The sequence below is a fragment of the Micromonospora sp. RV43 genome (assembly GCF_001029515.1).
GTDB lineage: Bacteria > Actinomycetota > Actinomycetes > Mycobacteriales > Micromonosporaceae > Micromonospora > Micromonospora aurantiaca.
The window spans coordinates 1-18,096 of record NZ_LEKG01000059.1 but is presented as its reverse complement, the minus strand read 5'-3'; the positions used below and the strand labels follow the sequence as shown (position 1 = coordinate 18,096).

Here is an 18,096-nt window from a genome sequence, read left to right as displayed (position 1 = left end):
AGGGCCCCTTGTTAACGCATTCGGTAGAGGAAGGGTCCCTTCCTAACGGGTTCAGGAAGCTGTGGGACGAGATCGCGCCGATCGGGCGCGACGAGGGCAGCAGCGGCTACCTGCGCTACGCACTGACCGAACCGGAGCTGCGGCTGCGGGAGTGGTTCCACAACCAGGCCGACGCCCGCGGGATGCCGGTTCAGCAGGACGGCAACGGCAACCTGTTCGCCTGGTGGGGCGACCCGGCCGCCGGCCATGCGGTGCTCACCGGCAGCCACTTCGACTCGGTGCCGCACGGTGGCGCGTACGACGGTCCGCTCGGCATCGTCAGCGCGTTCCTCGCCGTGGACGAGCTGCGGGCCGCGGGCGTCACCCCGGACCGGCCGGTGGTGGTGGCCGCGTTCGTGGAGGAGGAGGGCGCGCGGTTCGGCGTACCCTGCCTGGGGTCTCGGCTGCTCACCGGCGAGATCGACGTCGACCGCGCGGCCGGGCTGCGCGACCAGGCCGGGACGACCTTCGCCGAGGCGCTCGGCGAGCGGCCGGCGGGCGCCGACCGGGCGCTGCTCGGCCGCTTCGCGGCCTTCGTGGAGCTGCACGTCGAGCAGGGCCGCGCGCTGGTCGACCTGGACGCGCCGGTCGCGGTGGCCTCCGCGATCTGGCCGCACGGCCGGTGGCGGTTCGACTTCACCGGCGAGGGCAACCACGCGGGTACGACACGGATGGCCGACCGCCGCGACCCGATGCTCACCTACGCGTTCACTGTGCTGGCGGCGAACAAGGAGGCCCGGCTGCGCGACGCGCACGCCACAGTCGGCCGGGTGTCGGTCGAGCCGAACGCCACGAACGCGATCCCGTCCCGGGTCACCGGCTGGCTGGACGCGCGGGCGGCCGAGGCGGAGACGCTGTACGGTCTGGTCGAGGCGGTACGCACCAAGGCCGCCGACCGGGCTGGCCGCGACGGGACCGCGCTGACCTGCACGCAGGAGTCGGCGACCCCGCTCGTCGCGTTCGACCGCGGGCTGGCCGACCGGCTGGCCGCGCTGCTCGGCGCGCCGGTGCTGCCCACCGGCGCCGGGCACGACGCGGGCGTGCTGGCGGCGCACCTGCCCACCGCGATGCTGTTCGTGCGCAACCCGACCGGGGTGTCGCACTCCCCCGCCGAGGCGGCCACCGACGCCGACTGCGCCGCCGGGGTGGCCGCCCTGGCCCGGGTGCTGGAGGAGCTGGCATGCCGCTGACCCGCTGGCTGGCCGAGTACGCCTGGCTGCCCGATCGCGCCGAGCCCACCCGGGACGTGCTGATCGAGGCGACCGACGGGCGGCTCACCGCGGTCACCCCGCTGACCGTGGACGGTCCGCCGACCGCCGGGGTCGAGGTGCTCGCCGACGCGGTCCGGCTGCCCGGGCTGACGCTGCCCGGCCTGGCCAACGCCCACTCGCACGCGTTCCACCGGGCGCTGCGCGGGCGCACCCACGACGGGCGCGGCGACTTCTGGTCCTGGCGCAGCCTGATGTACGCCGTCGCGATCCGGCTCGACCCGGACTCCTACCTGGCGCTGGCCCGCGCCGTGTACGCGGAGATGGCGCTGTCCGGGATCACCTGCGTGGGCGAGTTCCACTACCTGCACCACGGTCCCGGCGGAACCCCGTACGACGACCCGAACGCCATGTCCGCCGCGCTCGTGGAGGCCGCCGCGCACGCCGGGATCCGGCTCACGCTGCTGGACACCGCGTACCTGGCCGGGGGCGTGGACGGCACTCCGCTGGCCGGGCCGCAACGCCGGTTCGGCGACGGCGACGCGCTGCGCTGGGCGCAGCGGGTGGACGCGTTCCGCCCGGCCGACGACCACGTCCGGCTCGGCGCCGCCATCCACTCGGTGCGCGCGGTCCCGGCCGGGCAGCTCGCCACCGTGGCGGGCTGGGCCGACCGCAACGGGCTGCCGCTGCACGTGCACCTGTCCGAGCAGCCGGCCGAGAACGACGCCTGCCGGGCCGTGCACGGGTGCACGCCGACTCGGCTGCTGGCCGACCACGGCGTGCTCGGCCCGCACACCACGGCCGTGCACGCCACCCACCCGACCGCCGCCGACGTGGCGCTGCTCGGCGACAGCCGTACCCGGGTCTGCGTCTGCCCCACCACCGAACGCGACCTGGCCGACGGGATCGGCCCGGTACGCCGGATGGCCGACGCGGGCAGCCCGCTCAGCCTCGGCAGCGACAGCCACGCCGTGGTGGACCTGTTCGAGGAGGCCCGCGCGGTCGAGATGGACGAGCGGCTGCGTACCCGGCGGCGGGGGCACTTCAAGCCGGCCGAGCTGGTCACCGCCGCCACCGTCGGCGGGCACGCCGCGCTGGGCTGGGGCGACGCCGGCCGACTCGCCGTCGGGCAGCGCGCCGACCTGGTCACGGTACGGCTCGACAGCGCCCGCACCGCCGGGATCCCGCCGGTCGGCGCGTTCTTCGCCGCCACCGCCGCCGACGTGACGAGCGTCGTGGTCGACGGCCGGCCCGTGGTGGACGGCGGCCGGCACCTGACCGTGGACGTGCCCACCGAGCTGCGGGACGCCATCGCGGCGGTGACCGCGAAGGAGGACTCGTGACGCGCGGCAGCCTGCTCGTCGACCACATCGGCGAGCTGGTCACCAACGACGGCCGCGACGGCGACCCGCTCGGCATCCGCCGCAACGCCGCCCTGCTCGTCGAGGACGGCGAGGTGGCCTGGACCGGTCCGGCCCGGCACGCGCCCGCCGCCGACCGGCGGATCGACGCCGGCGGCGCCGCGGTGCTGCCCGGCTTCGTGGACAGCCACGCCCACCTGGTCTTCGCCGGGGACCGGGCGGCCGAGTTCGCCGCCCGGATGGCCGGCGAGCGGTACACCGGCGGCGGCATCCGCACCACAGTCGGCGCCACCCGCGCCGCCTCCGACGACGACCTGCGCGCCACTGTGGGCCGGCTGCGCGCGGAGATGCTGCGGCAGGGCACCACCACCGTCGAGATCAAGAGCGGGTACGGCCTCAACGTCGCCGACGAGGCCCGCTCGCTGCGGATCGCCGCCGAGTTCACCGGCGACACCACGTTCCTCGGCGCGCACGTCGTCCCCGCCGAGTACGCCGACCGCCCCGACGACTACGTGGGCCTGGTGTGCGGGCCGATGCTGGCCGCCGCCGCGCCGTACGCCCGCTGGATCGACGTGTTCTGCGAGCGGGGCGCGTTCGACGCCGACCACGCTCGGGCCATCCTCGCCTGCGGGCAGGCCGCCGGGCTGGGCGTCCGGCTGCACGCCAACCAGCTCGGCCCTGGCCCGGGCGTGCGGCTCGGGGTGGAGATGGGAGCGGCCAGCGTCGACCACTGCACCCACCTGACCGACGCCGACGTCGACGCGCTGGCCGGTTCGGAGACTGTCGCCACGCTGCTGCCCGGCGCGGAGTTCTCCACCCGGTCGCCGTACCCGGACGCCCGGCGGCTGCTCGACGCGGGCGTGACGGTGGCGCTGGCCACCGACTGCAACCCCGGCTCGTCGTACACGTCGTCGATGCCGTTCTGCGTCGCGCTCGCCGTACGCGAGATGCGGATGACCCCGGCGGAGGCGGTGTGGGCCGCGACCGCCGGCGGGGCGGCGGCGCTGCGCCGCACCGACGTGGGGCGGCTGACGCCCGGGGCGCGGGCCGACCTGATCATCCTCGACGCCCCGTCCCACCTGCACCTGGCCTACCGGCCGGGCGTGCCACTGATCCGCCAGGTCCTGCACAACGGAGTACCGCGATGACCACCGTGACCATCCTGTCCACCGGCGTCACAGCCGCCGACGTGCTCGCGGTGGCCCGCGGCACCGCCAAGGTCGTGCTCGACCCGGCCGCCACGGAGGCGATGGCGACCTCCCGGTCCATCGTGGACCGGATCGAGGCGGCCGGCCGTCCGGTGTACGGCGTCTCCACCGGCTTCGGCGCGCTCGCCAACACGTTCGTCGCCCCGGAGCGCCGGGCCGAGCTTCAGCACGCGCTGATCCGCTCGCACGCCGCCGGGGTGGGCGCGCCGATGCCGCGCGAGGTGGTACGCGCCATGATGCTGCTGCGGGTCCGGTCGCTGGCGCTCGGCCGCTCCGGGGTCCGCCCGCTGGTCGCCGAGGCGCTCGTGGACCTGCTCAACCACGAGGTCACCCCGTGGGTGCCCGAGCACGGCTCGCTCGGCGCGTCCGGAGACCTGGCGCCACTGGCGCACTGCGCGCTCGTGCTGCTCGGCGAGGGCTGGGTGCTCGGCCCGGCCGGTGACCGCATCCCGGCCGCCGACGCGCTGCACCGGGTCGGGCTGAAGCCGGTGTCGCTCGCCGCCAAGGAAGGGCTGGCGCTGATCAACGGCACCGACGGCATGCTCGGCATGCTGCTGCTCGCCGTCTCCGACGCCCGGCACCTGTTCGCCATGGCGGACGTGACGGCGGCGCTGGCCATCGAGGCGATGCTCGGGTCGGAGCGGCCGTTCCTGCCCGAGCTGCACGCGATCCGCCCGCACCCGGGCCAGGCCGCGTCGGCGGCGAACATCCACCGGCTGTTGCAGGGCTCGGCGGTGATGGACTCGCACCGCGACGACCTGGCGCACGCGGTGCAGGACGCGTACTCGATGCGCTGCGCCCCGCAGGTGGCCGGCGCGGCCCGGGACACGCTCGACTTCGTCGAGGTGGTGGCCGGCCGGGAGCTGCTGTCGGTGGTGGACAACCCGGTGGTGCTGCCGGACGGGCGGGTCGAGTCGACAGGCAACTTCCACGGCGCGCCGCTCGGCTTCGCCGCCGACTACCTGGCCATCGCCGCCGCCGAGGTGGGCGCGATCGCCGAGCGCCGGGTGGACCGGCTGCTCGACGTGGCCCGCAACCGTGACCTGCCGGCGTTCCTCTCCCCGGACCCCGGGGTGAACTCCGGGCTGATGATCGCCCAGTACACCGCCGCCGGGATCGTGGCGGAGAACCGCCGGCTCGCCGCACCCGCCTCGATCGACTCGCTGCCGACCAGCGGCATGCAGGAGGACCACGTCTCGATGGGCTGGGCGGCCACCAAGAAGCTCCGCACCGTGCTGGACAACCTGACCAGCCTGCTCGCGGTGGAACTGCTGGCGGCCGTACGCGGACTCCAGCTCCGCGCGCCGCTGACGCCGTCACCGGCCGGGCGGGCGGCGCTCGACGCGCTCGGCGGCACCATCGGCGAGCCGGGGCCGGACGTGTTCCTCGCGCCGCTGATGGAGGCCGCGCGGGACGTGGTACGCGGCCCGGAGCTGCGCGCGGCGATCGAACGGGAAATCGGCCCGCTCGGCTGAGCGGGCCGGTCCGGCGTTCTTCGGGTGCCCGGTCGGCGCTGCGGCCGGGTGCCCGGTGGGGGCGGGTCAGGCGGCGGGTGGGAGCACCTTCGCGACCAGCTTGGCCAGTTCCCGCAGCGCCTTGCCGCGGTGGCTGACCGCGTCCTTCTCCTCCGGCGTCAACTCCGCGTTGGTCCGCTCCTGCCCGTCGCCCAGGAAGATCGGGTCGTAGCCGAAGCCGCCGTCGCCGCGCGGCGCGCGCAGCAGCCGGCCGGACTGACGGCCGTCGACCAGGTGCTCCTTGCCGCCGGGCAGCACCAGCGCGACGGTGCAGACGAACGCCGCGCCCCGGTGCTCGTCCGGCACGTCGGCGACCTGGTCCAGCACGAGCTGGAGGTTGGCGTGGTCGTCGCCGTGCCGGCCGGACCAACGGGCGCTGAACACACCCGGCATGCCGTTGAGCGCATCCACCGCCAGCCCGGAGTCGTCCGCGATGGTCGGCATGCCGGTACGCCGGCAGCCCTCCCGCGCCTTGATCAGCGCGTTCTCACCGAACGTGAGGCCGGTCTCCGGCAGCTCCGGGTACTCCTCGACGTCGTCGAGGCCGAGCAGGGCGATCCGGTGCGCGCCGAGCGCGCCGTCCAGGATCCGCTGGAGTTCGACCAGCTTCTTCCGGTTCCGGGTGGCGAGCAGGACCTTGTTCACGAGAGCGCCTTCCGCTGCGCGTCGGCCAGTTCCAGACAGCCCGCCACGCCCAGGTCGAGCAGCGCGTCGAGCTGGTCGCGGGCGAAGACGCCCGCCTCGCCCGTACCCTGCACCTCGACGAAGTCGCCGGTGCCGGTGCAGACCACGTTCATGTCGACCTCGGCGGTGACGTCCTCGGCGTAGCAGAGGTCGAGCATCGGCTCGCCGCCGATCACGCCGACGCTCACCGCGGCCACCGAGCGGTGCATCACCTTCTCCGCCTTGCCGGCCAGCGACTTGCGCTCGGCCAGCCAGGTCACCGCGTCGTGCAGTGCGACGTACGCGCCGGTGATCGCGGCGGTACGGGTGCCGCCGTCGGCCTGGAGCACGTCGCAGTCCAGCACGATCGAGTTCTCGCCCAGCGCCTTCAGGTCGACGCAGGCGCGCAGGCTGCGGCCGATCAGCCGGGAGATCTCGTGCGTGCGCCCGCCGACCTTGCCGCGGACGCTCTCCCGGTCCGAGCGGGTGTTCGTGGCCCGGGGCAGCATCGCGTACTCCGCGGTCACCCAGCCCAGCCCGGAGCCCTTGCGCCAGCGGGGCACGCCCTCGGTGACGCTCGCCGTGCAGAGGACCCGGGTCGCACCGAACTCGACGAGCACCGAGCCCTCCGGGTGGGTGCTCCAGCTCCGGGTCAGGGTCACCGGTCGGAGTTGGTCGGGCCGCCGCCCGTCAGGTCGCGCCATGCCTGCACCCTATGCGGTGCGGTGATCGCACCGCCCGCCGGTGCCCGCCGACACGACCCGGCCGCCGCCGGGCTCAGACGTCGTAGCAGGCGCCGGGCCGGACCACGTCCAGCGGCCCGGCGTACGCCCCGGCCGCCGCCTCCACGGTCTGCGACTCGCTGCCCCAGGCCGGTACGAGGTGGGTGAGCAGGAGTCGTCCCACGCCCGCCTTGGTGGCCGCCTCGCCGGCCTCCCGGCCGGTCAGGTGCAGGTCCGGCGGGTTCTCCACGCCGTCCATGTAGCTGGCCTCGCAGAGGAACACGTCGGCGTCCTGGGCCAGGCGCAGCAGCGCCTCGCAGGGCGCGGTGTCCGCGGAGTAGCAGAACACCCGGCCGCCGTGCTCCAGCCGCACCCCGTACGTCTCGACCGGGTGGTTCATCCGGTCGACGGTGACGGAGAACGGGCCGATCGGGAACGTGCCCGGCTGGAGGCCGTAGAACTGGTAGACGTCCTCCACCGAGCCCTCCTCCTGCCCGTACGCGGCGGCAAGCCGGTCGGGCGCGCCGGAGGGGGCGTACATCGGCAGGGGCGGGTACGGGCCGTCCGGCGCGTACCGGCGTACCACCACGTAGGACACGGCATCGAACATGTGGTCGCAGTGCAGGTGGGTGAGGAGGATGGCGTCGGGGGCGTGCAACCCGACGTAACGCTGGAGCGTGGAGAGCGACCCCACCCCGAAGTCGATCAGAAGCCGGAAGCCGTCGGCTTCCATGAGATAGGCCGAACAGGGGGATTCGGGCCCCGGGAAGCTGCCCGCGCAGCCGAGGACGGTCAGTCTCATCCGGTGGCCTCGATCTCACGATGAGTAGTCGATGCGCCGGCGGCGGCCCCGCCGATGATCTCTACCGACGCGCTCGCCACGCTGCGCAGCCTACGCGTCGCCCCGGTCGAGCAAGAATCATCTGCCGGAAGTTGTCATCAACGTGACACCCATACACGTCCGCTCCGGACGAGACCGGCGGTCCGGCCGGCGGGCACGCCACCGACCGGACCGGCCATCGGTCCGTCAGGCCCAGAGCTGACCGTCCAGGGCCTCCTCCGCGTCGGCGAGGGTGCCGCCGTACGCGCCGGTCGACAGGTACTTCCAGCCGCCGTCGCAGACCACGAACGCCACGTCCGCGCGGCGGCCGTCGCGGACCGCCTCGTGCGCCACCGCGAGCGCGGCGTGCAGGATGGCGCCGGTGGAGAACCCGGCGAAGATGCCCTCCACCTCGACGAGCTGCCGGGTACGCAGCACCGCGTCCCGGGTGCCCACGGAGAAGCGGCGGGACAGCACCCCGGCGTCGTACAGCTCGGGCACGTAACCCTCGTCGATGTTGCGCAGACCGTAGACCAGCTCGCCGTAGCGCGGCTCGGCCGCCACGATCTGGATGCCCTCGACCTTCTCCCGCAGGTAGCGCCCGGTGCCCATGAGCGTGCCGGTGGTGCCCAGCCCGGCCACGAAGTGGGTGATGCCCGGCAGGTCCTGCAGCAGTTCCGGCCCGGTCGTCTCGTAGTGCGCCCGGGCGTTCGCCTCGTTGCCGTACTGGTAGAGCATCACCCAGTCCGGGTGCTCGGCGGAGATCTGCTTCGCGGTCGCGACCGCCTGGTTCGAGCCGCCCGCGGCCGGCGAAAAGATGATCTCCGCGCCGTACATGCGGAGCAGCTGCACCCGCTCGGTGGAGACGTTCTCCGGCATCACGCAGACCAGCCGGTAGCCGCGCAGCTTCGCCACCATGGCCAGCGAGATGCCGGTGTTGCCGCTTGTCGGCTCCAGGATCGTGTCACCCGGACGCAGCCGGCCGGACTCCTCGGCCGCGCGCACCATGAACAGGGCCGCGCGGTCCTTGATGCTGCCGGTCGGGTTCCGGTCCTCCAGCTTGGCCCAGAGCCGCACCGGCGGCGCCCCGGCCGGGACCGTCGGCGAGAGCCGGGGCAACCCGACCAGCGGTGTGCCGCCGCAGGCGTCGAGCAGGCTGTCGTACCGCGCCATCGCGGGCCCCCTCAGCGGGCGGCGCGCGTGGAGACCGCGTGCGAGGCGATCGCCGCGGCGGCCGCGAAGCCGAACGCGCCACCGGCGACGGCCGGCAGGATGGTCACGCTGTCGCCGTCGTTGAGCTTGGCGTCGAGCGCGCCGAGGAAGCGGACGTCCTCGTCGTTGACGTAGACGTTGACGAACCGGTGCAGCGCGCCCGCGTCGGTGACCAGGCGGGCCTTCAGGCCGCCGTGCCGGGAGTCCAGGTCGGCGATCAGGTCGGCGAGCGTGTCGCCGCTGCCCTCGACGACCTTCGCGCCGCCGGTGTAGCTGCGCAGGATGGTGGGGATGCGAACCTCGATGGCCATGGTGTCTCGTGCTCCTCGTTCGGGATCGTGCCAGGTGACGGGAAAAGGAAGGTGCCGGCGCTGAAGGTCAGCGGTCGGAACACTCGTAGTCGACCGTCGCCGGGCTCTGCCCGAACATGTAGGACTGGACGGCGTTCGGGTCCACGGCGGCATCCACGATCTCCACCGGTTCCTCGGTGACCACGCCGTCGACGATCCGGAAGGAGCGGATCTCCTCGGTGTCGGGCTCGCGGGTCGAGACGAGCAGGTAGTGCGCGCCCGGCTCGCCGGCGAAGGAGACGTCCGTACGCGACGGGTAGGCCTCCGTCGCGGTGTGCGAGTGGTAGATGACGACCGGTTCCTCGTCGCGGTCGTCCATCTCGCGCCACACCCGCAACTGCTCCATCGAGTCGAACTCGTAGAACGTCATGGAGCGGGCGGCGTTGTCCATCGGGATGTGCCGGGTCGGGGTGTCGCTGCCGACGGGACCGGCGACCACGCCGCACGCCTCGTCCGGGTGGTCCCGGCGCGCGTGGGCGACGATCGCGTCGATGATCGACCGGTCGATGCTCAGCACGCCGCCAAGCCTAGCGCCTGGCCCTCCCGGGCGGCGAGGTGGCAACCGTCACCACTCAGTCGATGAGCGCGTTGAGCAGGGATTCCTGGAGATATCCGAGATAGGCGTAGACCGACAGTTGGAACACCCGGGACGAACCCGGGTCCGCGGCCACCGCGTCGTCGAGCTCCTCGCCCAGGTCGGTGCCGTCCTTGATCTCCAGGCGTACGCCCATCGCCAGCCGGGCGTCGTTCAGCGCCCGCAGCCACGCCTCGGCCGCCTCCGCGTCCAGCCGTACCTCGCCGCCGGCGTCCCCGTCGGGCAGCGCGGCGAGGACCGCGCCCGCCTGGTCGATCTTGCCGGTCTTCAGGTCGCCCTCGGTGTAGCGGCGGAACTCGGCGGTGCCGGCGTCGTCGTCCGGGTAGACGTCGGGGAACAGCCGCCCGACCACCGGGTCGCCGTGGTCGAAGCCGTCGGTCAGCAGACCGACCACCTCGTTGGCGACCTTGCGCAGCACCCGGACCTCGTCGACCGCGAACGTGGCCACGTAGTGGTCGCCCCGGCGGCGGAACATGCTCATGAGCGGTCCACCGTCGCCCACAGGCCGTACGCGTGCAGTTGCGCCGCGTCGTGCTCCATCCGTTCCCGGGCGCCGCTGGAGACCACGGCCTTGCCCTTGTGGTGCACGTCCAGCATGAGCCGCTCCGCCTTCTCCCGGCTGTACCCGAAGAGCTTCTGGAACACCCAGGTCACATACGTCATCAGGTTGACCGGATCGTCCCAGACGATGGTCACCCATGGCCGGTCGGAGACCGGCACCTCTTCGGTGTCCGGCGTCTCGACCGGCGCAACCTGTGGAGCCGCCATGCCCCCCATCGTGCCACCGGATCCGGGGAACCGATGAACCGGAACCGCGCGCGGGTCGTCGTCACCCGCCCGGGCCGCGTACGCGAGCCCGGGTCGCCGTGTGCCGGCGCCGTGGTCAGGCAAGCAGGATGCCGTGGTCGACCGCATCGGCGAGCACCGCGCCCAGCGAGAGACGGATCACCTCGAAGCGGCGGGACACCTCGCGGGACAGTTCGAGTTCGACCTCGCGCAACGCGCGCTGGGCCCAGGAGCGAGCGGCGTTCGGGTCGTTGTTGCCGGGCGCCCGCCAGTGCTGCCAGCAGCCGCCGTTGAGGGCGACGCCGACCGGCGGGAGCACCTCGTCGCGCTGCGCGCCGGGCAGCCCGGCCAGCGCGTCCAGGGCACCGGCGCCGGTCAGCCCGGCGACCCCGGCAGTGCTGGTCACCAGGAGCACCCGGTCCAGCTCGGGGGCGTCCGGGTGGTCGGCCAGGCCCCAGCGCACCGCGTGGATGATCCGCCGGCGTACGCCCTCGGCCAGCGGCGCGCCGAAGACCCGGGCGGCGGCCTCGTCGACCAGGCCCCGTACCGCCTCGTCGCACTGGGCGGTGGCGAGCAGCGACAGCGCCTCCAGCTCGCGGTCGAGCATCTGCGGCAGGCCGGCGCAGCCGACCCCGAAGACGATCTCCTGCACCACCCGCAGGTGGATGTTGGCCAGTTCCAGGGCGAGGTGCTGGCGGATCCGGCGGGCGCAGGCGCGGGCCTGACGGTCGATCCGGTCGGCCAGTTCGCCCGGCTCGACGCCGGCGAGCACCGGCACCCGGCCGTGCGCGCCGGCCGGCACCGGCGGGCGGGCGCTGCCGCGTCGCAGCACCTCGTCGGCGGCCCAGCCCACCAGCGCGCGGCGCAGCTGCGGCAGCTCGGCGCGGCGGGCCGGGAACCACCGGGCCGGGGTGAGCGCCGGCACCGCGGCCAGCAGCGCCGCCCGGTGCGCCTCGATGGAGACCGACACCGGGTCGAGCCGGCGGACCGACCCGTTCGGGCCGGACGCCGCCCGGTCCTGGGCCCGCGCGCCGTCGCCCGGCGCGGCCGGGCCGGTCACGCCGGGCGTGACGGCGAAGAACACCTCGACCCGGGCACGCGCCACCTCGGCGAGCAGGTGCAGCTCGGCCGCGCTGAACGCCTGGTCGGCGGAGATCACGAAGAGCAGCGCGCCGGCCCGGCCGACGGCGTCGCGCAGCACCCGGCCGCCTGCGACGCCGAGCGTGCCGGTATCAGGCGTGTCGAGCACCGCGAAGTGCCGCAGCAGCGGATCGGGCAGGCTCAGTTCGACCCGGCGCGGCGGCCGGGCCAGCGCCGGACCGGCGGCGAGCGGGTCGGCACCGTAGGCGTGCGGCTGGCGGTAGCCCGGGACGTACGCGGCGCGGGTCGCGGTGGCGGCGTGCTGGACCAGCAGGTTGCTTCCCGGCGGCACGGCGAGCGTCGCGGCCTCGACCCCGAGCAGGCCGGCGATCAGCTCACGCCGGTTCGCGCCGGCCGGACCGGCGACGACCACCGCCATCGGCTCGTCCGGCCCGGGCACGGTCACCCCGAGCCGGGTCGGCAGCGGGGCGGATCCGGGTGGCTCGGCCTGCCGGCCTGGGTCGGGCACGTCGACCGAAGGGAGCGGACCTGGCGTCATCAGGTGGGCCTCCCGGTCGGGCGACCGGGGTACCGGTCGCGGATTTTCCCTGGTTGCAGGGACTGCCGGAAGAGTACGGGTGTCGGCCATCCGACAACCAACACATCCGGTACTCACGGGTAATGAACAGATTACTCAACTTCACTGCGTGACGGTGCGGACGCGGACGGAACACGGTCGATATGCTGCATCGATGAGTAGGTGGGAGTTCGTCGGCCGTACTGATGAACTCAACCGTCTGTTGTCGGCGGTCGGCGGCCCGGAGGGGCGCGGGTTGCTCTTCAGCGGCGACGCCGGGGTCGGCAAGAGCCGCCTGCTGCGCGAGGGAGTGGCCGCGCTCTCCCCCGAGCGGTACGCGATCTGGTCCATCGCGGCCAGCGCCACCACCGCCGCGTTGCCGTTCGGCGGGCTGGTCCAGGTGCTGCCCGCCTCGCAGCCGCAGGGCCTGTCCCCCGCCGGGATCCTGCGCTGGGCCATGGACGTGCTCCAGGAACAGGCCGCCGGCCGGCCCATCGTGCTGGCCATCGACGACGCGCATCTGCTCGACCCGCCCTCGGCGGCGCTCGTGCACCTGGTCGCCCGCTCGGAGAACGCGTACGTCATCGGGACGCTGCGCAACGGCGAACAGGTCCCGCTGCCGATCCGCGCACTCTGGACCGACGACCTGGCCGACCTGGTCGAGCTGGCCCCGCTGTGCCGCAGCGAGACCACCGGGCTGCTCGCCGCCATCCTGGGCGGTCCCGTCGACGCCGGCTCCTCGGACCGGCTGTTCCAGCTCTCCGCGGGCAACCCGCTGCTGCTGCGGGAGCTGGTGCTGGCCGCCGACGACGAGCTGAACCGCAGGTACGGGATCTGGACCTGGACCGGGCGGCTGGAGCTGGCGCCCAGCCTCACCGAACTGATCGACACCCGGATCGGCCAGCTCACCCCCGGCGTCCGGGCGGTCGTCGAACTGGTCGCCTTCGGCGAGCCGCTGGGCCTGCAACTGCTGGAACGCGCGGCCGACCCGGCGGACGTGGAGACCGCCGAGGAGCGCGGGCTCATCGCGCTGGTCCACGACGACCGGCGGCTCAACGTCCGCCTGGCGCACCCGCTCTACGGCGAGGTGATGCGCCGGCACTGCCCGGTCAGCCGCACCCGCAGGCTCCAGGCCACCCTGGCCGGACTGCTGGAACAGGTCGGCAAGCGCCGCCGGGAGGACCTGCTGCGCGTCGCGGTGTGGCGGCTCGACTCGGGTACGGCGCAGGACGTGGCCCTGCTGCTCGAAGCGGCGGTGCAGGCGTTCGGCCGGTACGACGTGCCGCTGGCCACCCGGCTGGCCCGGGCCGCGCTGGAGGCCGGCGGCGGCACGGACGCGGCCGAACTGCTCGCCACCATCCTGATGTTCGGCGACCGGCCGGACGAGGCGCTCGGCGTGCTCGACCAGGTCGCCGGTGAGATCCACGACGAACGGCGGCGCAGCCGGTGGCTGACCGTCCGGGGCATGGTCAGCTACTGGGGACTCAACCGCGAGTCCACCGTGGAGGAGATCGCCGCGCGCGGCGAGGAACTGAGCGACCCCGCCGACCGCGCCCGCGTACGCGCCTTCGAGGCCATCATGCGGCTGCACCGGCTCGACGTCGACGTGGCGGTCCGGCTGGCCCAGGAGGTGCTGGACCGGCCCGCCGCCCCGATGGCCGCCCGGGAGCTGGCCCGCTGCACGCTCGCCCACCTGCAGGCCGCGCAGGGGCAATACCAGCTCAGTGCCACCGCGATCGCCCGGGTGCAGGCCGAGGCCGCGTGCTGGCGGGCCGACATGCCCTACCTCCAGCTCGCCATGGAACTGGCCCGGGGCACCCGGCTGACGCTCTCCGGCGACCTGCCCGGCATCGACGCGATCGTCGCCGACGAGTTCGCCGACCTGGCCGGGGCCGGCGACTTCCGGCTCGGCACTGGCTACCTGGCCATCCTCCAGGCGTACGCGGCGCGGCTGCGCGGGCGCGGCGACGACGCGCTGCGGACCAGCCTGGAGGCGTGCGCGGTGCTCGCCACCAGCCGGGTGTACGCGGGCCTCGCGCACGCCGAGCGCGCCCAGGCCGCCGCGCTGCGCGGCGACGCGACGCACGCGGCCGAGGCGATGGCCGAGGCGGACCGGACGCACGCACCCGGGATGGCCGTGCTCTACCCGTGGCTGGAGCAGGCCCGGGGCGCGGTCCAGGCCGCCACGGGTGACCTGCCGGCCGCGACCAAGCACCTGTGCGCGCTCGCCGACCGGCTGCGCGAGGACGGCCTGGCCGGGCACGAGTTGCTCGTCCTGCTCGACCTGGTCCGGCTGGACCAGGCCGCCGCGCCGGTCGGCCCGACCTGCACCGACGGTGGCCGGCGCACCGTGGCGCAGCGCCTGGCCGAACTCTCCGAGCAGGTCGACGGCGTGCTGCCGCCGCTCGTCGCCCGGTTCGGCCGGGCCGCAGTCGACGGCTCCCCGGACGCGCTGCTCGCCGTCGCCGACGGCTTCGCCGACCGGGAACTGACCGTGTACGCGGCCGAGGCGACCGCCCTGGCGCTGCACCGGACACGACACGTCCGGGGCGGCGCCACCGGGCCGATCCGGGAACGCCTGGCCGATCTGCTGCGCCGCTGCGACGAGATCTCCACCCCGGCGCTGCGGCTGCTGCGCCCCACGCTCAGCGAACGGGAATGGGAGATCGCCCGCCTCGCCGCCGACGGCGTGACCAGCCGCGCCATCGCCGAACGGCTGTTCCTGTCCACGCGCACGGTGGAGAACCACCTCCAGCGCGTCTACAGCAAACTCGGCGTCGCCGGGCGCGGCGAGTTGCGGGCCGCACTGCGGTCCATGCCGGGGCACGACGGCGCGGATCCGGGCTGAACTCTAGGCTGGGGCGGTGAGCACCCTTCGTCCCGCGCTGCTGACCGACCACTACGAGCTGACCATGGTCAGCGCGGCCCTGCGTGACGGCACGGCCGACCGACGCTGCGTCTTCGAGGTGTTCAGCCGGCGGCTGCCGGCCGGGCGCCGGTACGGCGTGATCGCCGGGACCGGCCGGCTGATCGAGATGATCCGCGACTTCCGGTTCGACCCGGCGGAGATCGACTTCCTGCGCCGTACCGGAGTGGTGGACGAGCCGGCCGCGCAGTGGCTGGCCGACTACCGGTTCACCGGCGACATCGACGGCTACGCCGAGGGCGAGCTGTTCTTCCCCGGCTCCCCGATCCTCACCGTGTCGGGCACGTTCGCCGAGTGCGTGGTGCTGGAGACGCTCGTGCTGTCGGTGCTCAACCACGACTGCGCGGTCGCCGCCGCCGCGGCCCGGATGGTCACCGCCGCCCGGGGCCGGGCGCTGATCGAGATGGGCTCCCGCCGGGCGCACGAGGAGGCCGCCGTCGCCGCGGCGCGGTCCGCGTACCTGGCCGGGTTCCGGTTCACCTCCAACCTGGCCGCCGGGCAGCGCTACGGCATCCCCACCGCGGGCACCGCCGCGCACGCCTTCACGCTGCTGCACGACGACGAGCGGGCCGCGTTCGCCTCCCAGGTCGCCACGCTGGGCAAGGACACCACGCTGCTCGTCGACACGTACGACATCGCCCAGGGCATCCGCAACGCCATCGCGGTGGCCGGGCCGGAGCTGCGGGCGGTCCGGATCGACTCCGGCGACCTCGCGGTGATCGCCCAGCAGTCCCGCGAGTTGCTCGACTCGCTCGGCGCCACCGAGACGAAGATCATCGTCTCCGGCGACCTCGACGAGTACGCCATCGCCGCGCTCGCCGCCGAACCGGTGGACATGTACGGCGCCGGCACCGCCGTGGTGACCGGCTCCGGAGCGCCCACCGCCGGCCTGGTCTACAAGCTGGTCGAGGTGGAGGGGCGGCCGGTGGTCAAGCGCTCCGAGCACAAGGCCACCATCGGCGGCCGGAAGGTCGCGGTCCGCCGGCACAAGCCGACCGGCACCGCCACCGAGGAGGTCATCGTGCCGCAGGGCGTGCCGGACCGGCAGCCCAACGACCGGTTGCTCCAGCACTCGTACGTGGTGTCGGGCGAACCGGAGACCCTGCCCACGCTGGAGGAGTCCCGGGACCACCTGCGCCAGTGCCTGATCTCGATCCCGTGGGAGGGGCTCAAGCTCTCCGCCGGGGATCCCGCCGTACCGGTGACCGTCGTACCCGCGAGCTGAGGAGGAACCCGTCAGATGGCGAACGCCCTGATCATCGTGGACGTGCAGAACGACTTCTGCGAGGGCGGCTCCCTCGCGGTCGGTGGCGGAGCCGGCGTGGCCGCCGGCATCTCCCGGCTGCTGGCCGCCGAGCCGGACCGGTGGGACCACGTGGTCGCGACCAAGGACTACCACGTCGACCCGGGCGCGCACTTCGGCGACCCGCCGGACTACGTCGACTCCTGGCCCCGGCACTGCGTGGTCGGCACCTCCGGTTCCGAGTTCCACCCCGAGCTGGTGACCGACCGGGTGGAGGTGATCTTCCACAAGGGCGAGCACGCGGCCGCGTACTCCGGTTTCGAGGGGCACGGCCCCGACGGCGAGTGCCTGGCCGACTGGCTGCGCCGCCACGGCGTGGACCGGGTCGACGTGGTCGGCATCGCCACCGACCACTGCGTGCGCGCGACCGCCCTGGACGCCGCCCGGGAGGGCTTCCGGACCACTGTGCTGCTGGACCTGACCGCCGCTGTCGCGCCGGACACGCTCGACGTGGCGCTGCGGGCGCTCGACGGCGCCGGGGTGACAATGGTGGGCGAGCCTGTGATCACTGCCGCTTGACCGGGTAATCGCTTGCGGGTGTCGTACCCCGGCCCCAGGATGGCGCCGGAGGTACGGACCGTCGTGAACCTGAAGCCTTACCGGGAGGCGCTCGCCCTACCCGGTCTCCGATCGTTGCTGCTGGTGTCGGTGCTGGCCCGTGTGCCGCTGACCGCCACCGGGGTGACGCTCACCTTCTACGTGGTGCTCGACCTGGGCCGCGGCTACGGCGCCGCCGGCCTGGTCGGCGCCGCGTCGACGGTCGGCGCGGCGGTCGGCGCCCCGCTGCTCGGGCGGCTCATCGACCGCCGTGGGCTCCGCCCGGTGCTTGTGCTCACCACCGTCGCCGAGGCGCTGTTCTGGTCCGCCGCGCCCACGCTGCCGTACCCGGTGCTCCTACCGGCCGCGTTCCTCGCCGGGCTGCTCGCACTGCCGATCTTCTCGATGGTCCGCCAGTCGATCGCCGCGCTCGTGCCGGTGGAGAAGCGCCGCCCCGCGTACGCGCTGGACTCGATGGCCGTGGAGTTGTCGTTCATGGTCGGCCCGGCACTCGCCGTGGCACTGGCCACCGCCGTCACGCCGCGCCTGACGCTCTGGGCGGTCGGCGCCGGGATCGTCGCCTCCGGCATCTGCTTCTGGCTGCTCGACCCGCCGATCCGGGCCGCCGACGAGCCGGCCGGGCCCCCGCGCCCGGTGCACCGCCGCGAGTGGCTCACCCCGCGCCTGCTCGCCGTCCTGGCGGTCAGCCTCGCCGCCACGCTGGTGCTCGGCGGCACCGACGTCGCGGTGGTAGCCGTGCTCCGGTCCGGTGGCGAGGTCGGCTGGACCGGCGCCGTGCTGGCCGCCTGGGCGGTCGCCTCGCTGGCAGGTGGCTTCGCCTACGGCGCGGTACGCCGCTCCTTCTCCCCGCTGGCGCTGATGGCCGCGCTGAGCCTCACCACCATCCCCGTCGGGCTGGGCGGGTCGCACTGGTGGCTGCTCTGCCTGGCGCTGATCCCGGCCGGTGCGCTCTGCGCCCCCACCATCGCGTCCACCTCCGACGCGGTCAGCCGGCTGGCCCCACCCTCCGTCCGAGGGCTGGCCATGGGCCTGCACGGCTCCGCCGTGACGGTCGGCATCGCGCTCGGCGCGCCGCTGGCCGGCGCGGTGATCGACGCCTCCGCGCCCGCGTGGGGCTTCGTGGTCACCGGCGCGATCGGCGCGCTGGTGGCGCTGGCGGTGCTCCCGATCGAGC

The 18,096-nt window shown here is 74.3% G+C and carries 17 protein-coding genes; 8 read left to right on the top strand and 9 right to left on the bottom strand.

All coding sequences use genetic code 11. From position 1 onward, the window contains the following. Positions 1 to 8 precede the first annotated feature (8 nt). Genes ABD52_RS16335 through hutH form a run of 4 tightly spaced genes read left to right on the top strand, consistent with a single transcriptional unit; the run spans position 9 to position 5,291 of the window. Positions 9 to 1,229, top strand: coding sequence for an allantoate amidohydrolase (locus ABD52_RS16335; RefSeq protein ID WP_047892380.1), 1,221 nt, complete (start codon positions 9 to 11; stop codon positions 1,227 to 1,229). Further along, positions 1,226 to 2,590 carry a formimidoylglutamate deiminase gene (locus tag ABD52_RS16330; protein ID WP_047892393.1) on the top strand — a complete coding sequence of 455 codons (1,365 nt, stop codon included), beginning with the start codon at positions 1,226 to 1,228 and terminating at the stop codon, positions 2,588 to 2,590. Before ABD52_RS16335 ends, ABD52_RS16330 begins: the two co-directional genes overlap by 4 nt. After that, entirely contained in the window at positions 2,587 to 3,756 is a 1,170-nt protein-coding gene (gene hutI / locus ABD52_RS16325) for an imidazolonepropionase (RefSeq protein WP_047892379.1), read from the top strand. Before ABD52_RS16330 ends, hutI begins: the two co-directional genes overlap by 4 nt. Beyond that, positions 3,753 to 5,291, top strand: a complete 1,539-nt coding sequence (gene hutH, locus ABD52_RS16320) for a histidine ammonia-lyase (RefSeq protein ID WP_047892378.1) — start codon at positions 3,753 to 3,755, stop codon at positions 5,289 to 5,291. Before hutI ends, hutH begins: the two co-directional genes overlap by 4 nt. 66 nt (positions 5,292 to 5,357) lie before the next feature. Here the strand turns inward: hutH and rdgB are convergent, their stop codons facing one another. From rdgB to ABD52_RS16275, 9 genes are all read right to left on the bottom strand, one after another. Then, on the bottom strand, positions 5,358 to 5,975 hold the full coding sequence (gene rdgB, locus ABD52_RS16315) for an RdgB/HAM1 family non-canonical purine NTP pyrophosphatase (RefSeq protein WP_047892377.1): 618 nt from the start codon (positions 5,973 to 5,975) through the stop codon (positions 5,358 to 5,360). Next, positions 5,972 to 6,697 (bottom strand): ribonuclease PH, encoded by a 726-nt coding sequence (rph, locus tag ABD52_RS16310; protein ID WP_047892376.1) that lies wholly within the window; start codon positions 6,695 to 6,697, stop codon positions 5,972 to 5,974. Before rph ends, rdgB begins: the two co-directional genes overlap by 4 nt. Positions 6,698 to 6,770: 73 nt before the next feature. Next, on the bottom strand, positions 6,771 to 7,517 hold the full coding sequence (locus ABD52_RS16305; RefSeq protein ID WP_047892375.1) for an MBL fold metallo-hydrolase: 747 nt from the start codon (positions 7,515 to 7,517) through the stop codon (positions 6,771 to 6,773). Between the two features lie 225 nt (positions 7,518 to 7,742). Continuing rightward, positions 7,743 to 8,708: a PLP-dependent cysteine synthase family protein gene (locus tag ABD52_RS16300; RefSeq protein WP_047892374.1), complete on the bottom strand. Its 966-nt coding sequence runs from the start codon at positions 8,706 to 8,708 to the stop codon at positions 7,743 to 7,745. Positions 8,709 to 8,719: 11 nt separating this feature from the next. Beyond that, positions 8,720 to 9,058 carry a MoaD family protein gene (locus tag ABD52_RS16295; RefSeq protein WP_047892373.1) on the bottom strand — a complete coding sequence of 113 codons (339 nt, stop codon included), beginning with the start codon at positions 9,056 to 9,058 and terminating at the stop codon, positions 8,720 to 8,722. Between the two features lie 67 nt (positions 9,059 to 9,125). Continuing rightward, a complete protein-coding gene (locus tag ABD52_RS16290; RefSeq protein ID WP_013284357.1) occupies positions 9,126 to 9,614 on the bottom strand; it encodes a Mov34/MPN/PAD-1 family protein in 489 nt (162 codons plus the stop codon). Between the two features lie 55 nt (positions 9,615 to 9,669). Continuing rightward, on the bottom strand, positions 9,670 to 10,173 hold the full coding sequence (locus ABD52_RS16285; RefSeq protein WP_013284356.1) for a DUF2017 domain-containing protein: 504 nt from the start codon (positions 10,171 to 10,173) through the stop codon (positions 9,670 to 9,672). Continuing rightward, positions 10,170 to 10,460 carry an ATP-dependent Clp protease adapter ClpS gene (gene clpS / locus ABD52_RS16280; protein WP_018786685.1) on the bottom strand — a complete coding sequence of 97 codons (291 nt, stop codon included), beginning with the start codon at positions 10,458 to 10,460 and terminating at the stop codon, positions 10,170 to 10,172. The genes ABD52_RS16285 and clpS overlap by 4 nt, the downstream gene beginning before the upstream one ends. A gap of 115 nt (positions 10,461 to 10,575) precedes the next feature. After that, on the bottom strand, positions 10,576 to 12,117 hold the full coding sequence (locus ABD52_RS16275) for a hypothetical protein (protein WP_047892372.1): 1,542 nt from the start codon (positions 12,115 to 12,117) through the stop codon (positions 10,576 to 10,578). A gap of 193 nt (positions 12,118 to 12,310) precedes the next feature. On the opposite strand from ABD52_RS16275, the gene ABD52_RS16270 reads away from it, so the two are divergent. The 4 genes from ABD52_RS16270 to ABD52_RS16255 all read left to right on the top strand — a co-directional run. Continuing rightward, complete coding sequence (locus tag ABD52_RS16270) at positions 12,311 to 14,983, top strand: LuxR family transcriptional regulator (RefSeq protein WP_047892371.1); 2,673 nt, start codon at positions 12,311 to 12,313, stop codon at positions 14,981 to 14,983. A gap of 16 nt (positions 14,984 to 14,999) precedes the next feature. After that, a complete protein-coding gene (locus tag ABD52_RS16265) occupies positions 15,000 to 16,286 on the top strand; it encodes a nicotinate phosphoribosyltransferase (protein ID WP_047892370.1) in 1,287 nt (428 codons plus the stop codon). A gap of 15 nt (positions 16,287 to 16,301) precedes the next feature. Next, complete coding sequence (locus ABD52_RS16260; protein WP_013474230.1) at positions 16,302 to 16,883, top strand: isochorismatase family protein; 582 nt, start codon at positions 16,302 to 16,304, stop codon at positions 16,881 to 16,883. A 39-nt stretch (positions 16,884 to 16,922) separates the two neighbouring features. After that, a partial coding sequence (locus ABD52_RS16255; protein ID WP_047892369.1) for an MFS transporter occupies positions 16,923 to 18,096 on the top strand: 1,174 nt, incomplete at its 3' end.